Annotated in this window: 3 pseudogenes; all 3 read left to right on the top strand. The window is 38.7% G+C overall.

Annotated elements, in window-relative coordinates:
- Positions 1 to 104: 104 nt before the first annotated feature.
- Positions 105 to 518 (top strand): annotated as a pseudogene (locus BU804_RS16900) (ISL3 family transposase).
- 288 nt (positions 519 to 806) lie between these two features.
- A pseudogene (locus BU804_RS17395) lies at positions 807 to 956 on the top strand (transposase); the annotation flags it as partial.
- Between the two features lie 187 nt (positions 957 to 1,143).
- Positions 1,144 to 3,197: pseudogene (locus BU804_RS04195) on the top strand (hypothetical protein); the annotation flags it as partial.

Below are 3,197 nucleotides of genomic sequence, written 5' to 3' on the forward strand. Positions count from 1 at the left end.
CAAAAATTTATAGAGACTTGGATTTGATTGAACGGGATTGTTTATGTACTTTCACGGAACCACTATCGTTTGCTGCACCATATCGGCATTATACAAATCGATTTGTGCATGAAATTTACGAATGCTGCCGAGAAACAAGGGCTACTTATGCAGCCAAAAAATTTGGAATTAAGGATAAAACCGCTACGGAAATTTATCAAACTGTAGCAAAACGAAAACAAGAACTAAATCCCCTCCTCCCCACAGAGGTGATCAGCGTTGATGAAATTGCTACGTATAAAGGACATAAAGACTTTGTTGTTGTGATTAGTGATCTAACAAACAAAAGAGTCATTGATGTTCTCAGTGATCGGAAAAAAGAAGCTTTAGAAGCATACTTGGATGGTTGGAATAGCCAATTTAAAAACAAAATCAAATCAGTTGCAATTGATTTATAGGGTCCTTATTGCTCTGTAGTGGAATCTAAATTGCCCAAAGCGAAGGCTGTAGCAGAACGTTTTCATGTAATACAAAATTAAATAAGGCCTTAGACGACTGCGGGAAGCAAGCTAAAAGAAAAAGCGATACTAAAGAGATATGAAAACAAGCGAAATATGTGGTGTTAAAGAATCGCGAGGATTTGACAGAGGAACAGGGAAGCATTTTAAAAAGAATATTAACTGCTTGACCCATCACTAAAAGCCTGTTATGAGCTCAAGGAATCATTTATAAGCATATTTAATAGCTCAGAAAATAGAGAAATAGGAAGAGCAAATTTGTCAGCATGGATTCTTCATGTGATATGAGGGAATGTTTCAGAATATTATGCATTTCTCAGGGCACTTTTAAATGGGGAAGAAAACATACTAAATTATTTTGATAACCGGGTGAGTAGTGGTTTTGTAGAAGAGGTAAATAATAAAATTAAGCTTATTAAAAGAAAAGCATTTGGTTTTGTGAATTTTGAAAATTTTTGAATTAAAATTTTGGATTGTTTTTCTTAAAATTATTTTTCACCATGCAAATCTCTGAAGAACCAACATTCATTTGCTTAAAGCAACATTGCAAAGTACTTAAGATGCAAGCTGTCTTGCAGAAAGAACAAACTGAAATAAAAGTTTTGAGCCTACGTCCATTAACCTTATCAAGAAGGAAAAGACTCTTATGAGTTCTCCAGTTGCACCAACTCCCAATCTTCATTGGGAAAACATCTTTCAAGGTAGCCCCATCCTTGGCCGTCAAGAAGCCCAATCGAGACTCCGGAATTTAATCCCTAACACTGAAGAACACTCTAAACTGCAAGCAGCTCTTATAAAGACAGCCGGCATTGTAGAAATCAGCTTATCCAACATGAACTACAAAGTTGATACGTGCCCTAAGAACCATCTGGTCGTAGGTGGGTTTGGATCGGCAGAGCATGTTGCGATTGGGGAAGCCGTTCAACTAAAGGGATTACCAAAGGATGTACCGCTTCTCACCAAAGGCGTTACTCCCATTCGATTTCAACACATTGTTGCTTTAGCTGGAGACTTTTATGGTGTCGCCGGTCAGGCCATTTCGTTACCGGGCGGAACAGATGAAGAAAAAACAGAACGATTTATAAAAGCTTTCGATACTCTTGCCCAGGCAAGCAATGATGAGATACGAAAAATTCTGCTAGAAATCGATCAGGAGTGCACAGCCGTCACACACTCGAGCTTGCCACATCATTGTTATAGTAACCAAATGATCGAGAAAAACAACGCGATCAAAAAGATCAAAAACGACATCGATGAATTGTTAATCGATAATAGCGATCACTTTTCCTCAAATGCCCAGGATGCTTATCGTATTGGGCATGCTCTTGCATTAATAGAGGCAAGGGATGCTGGTGAAAGGCAAGACATAGAGGGACTTAAACGAGCCTATGCATTAGATGCCTTTGCCTGTCATTTTTTAACCGATTTGTTTGCCTCAGGCCATATCCGTAACCAGCGAGGAGAGTTAGAGGTTTTTCTCATATCTCAGCTAAAATTTCCAAAAGATATGGCAAAAAAACTGGCTGGGATACTAACGGGAGCTCAACACGAAAAAGATGGCCATGAAGGATTAAACGTTGCTAATCAAAGAGGTGATCGATGGAGGGCCTATGGAGATGGCAACTTTTTTTCGCCTAAAAATGTAGAAAATAAAGAAAAAGTCATTACTGCTACTCAACAATCCGTCGATGAAATATATGCTGCCTATCTTCATCCTGACTCTTCATTAACGAGTCGTGTCGATGAACTCATTCCTTATGTAACTCCTTTTAATCCTCCTCCCCTCTACTCCGTTGAAGAAACACATGAAGGAACACAGCTGTTTTTACATAAAGGTAGTGATAAAATCGAGATTAAGACGCGGAAGGACTATCTCTATAAATGTTTATGCGGAGCAGCGTTGGGCTATTTGCCAGAAAATTATATCAACGGTTTTATAAAAGGTTTTATCACGAGTCATATTGCTCTATTTGGTATTAAAACTCCCCCTGTTTTCAACAAAGTCATCATTCCTCAAATTCAGCGTCTAACAGGATCGGCTTGGAGTATGGTAGGGATCGCTACATATCATCAAATCCAACAACAAAGCGAGCAGCTGAATGCAAAAGTAGATGAGCTAGCAGATACTGCTAAAGCAATGTATGACAATAGTGTGAAAATCATGGAACAACTGCACAAGTTTAATGCTCAATTAAGTCAACTTTCATGGACTTCCTTATTTCAAGAGATAAAAGGTTCTATCGCCAGCATCCAAGATATTAGACATCAGCATAAGCTCTATAAAGCTACTCTGACTGAAGGTCAACTTGATGAAGCAGAGAGAAAACTTTGGGAAGTACATATCAGAATGTCGCGTGTTTTTTCTGAATCTAATGCGGATGGCATGAAACTACTCTCAGCTTACGAAACAATGCTCCAAGAAATATCACCGATGGGTCCTTTTGAAATTAAAATTGCCGTTACACTTTGGTTTAGACAAATGTTGGATTACCAGGTGCAAGCGTTTTGCATGTATGGGATTTTACAGGCCAGGAAAAACGGAGATATGGAAAACCAGTCCCTATTGCAGTCTCAAGTATTGGCATTTGAGACAAGCCTATTCAGGCAAATCGAGGCTAGCAAGGACCATATTGACGAAGAATTAATCTATGAACATCCAAGCTATATCACCTTGCAACTTGAAAAGAGTAAAACAAAGCG

Origin of the sequence: Candidatus Protochlamydia sp. W-9 (assembly GCF_001950615.1) — a bacterium.
GTDB classification, from domain to species: domain Bacteria; phylum Chlamydiota; class Chlamydiia; order Chlamydiales; family Parachlamydiaceae; genus Protochlamydia; species Protochlamydia amoebophila.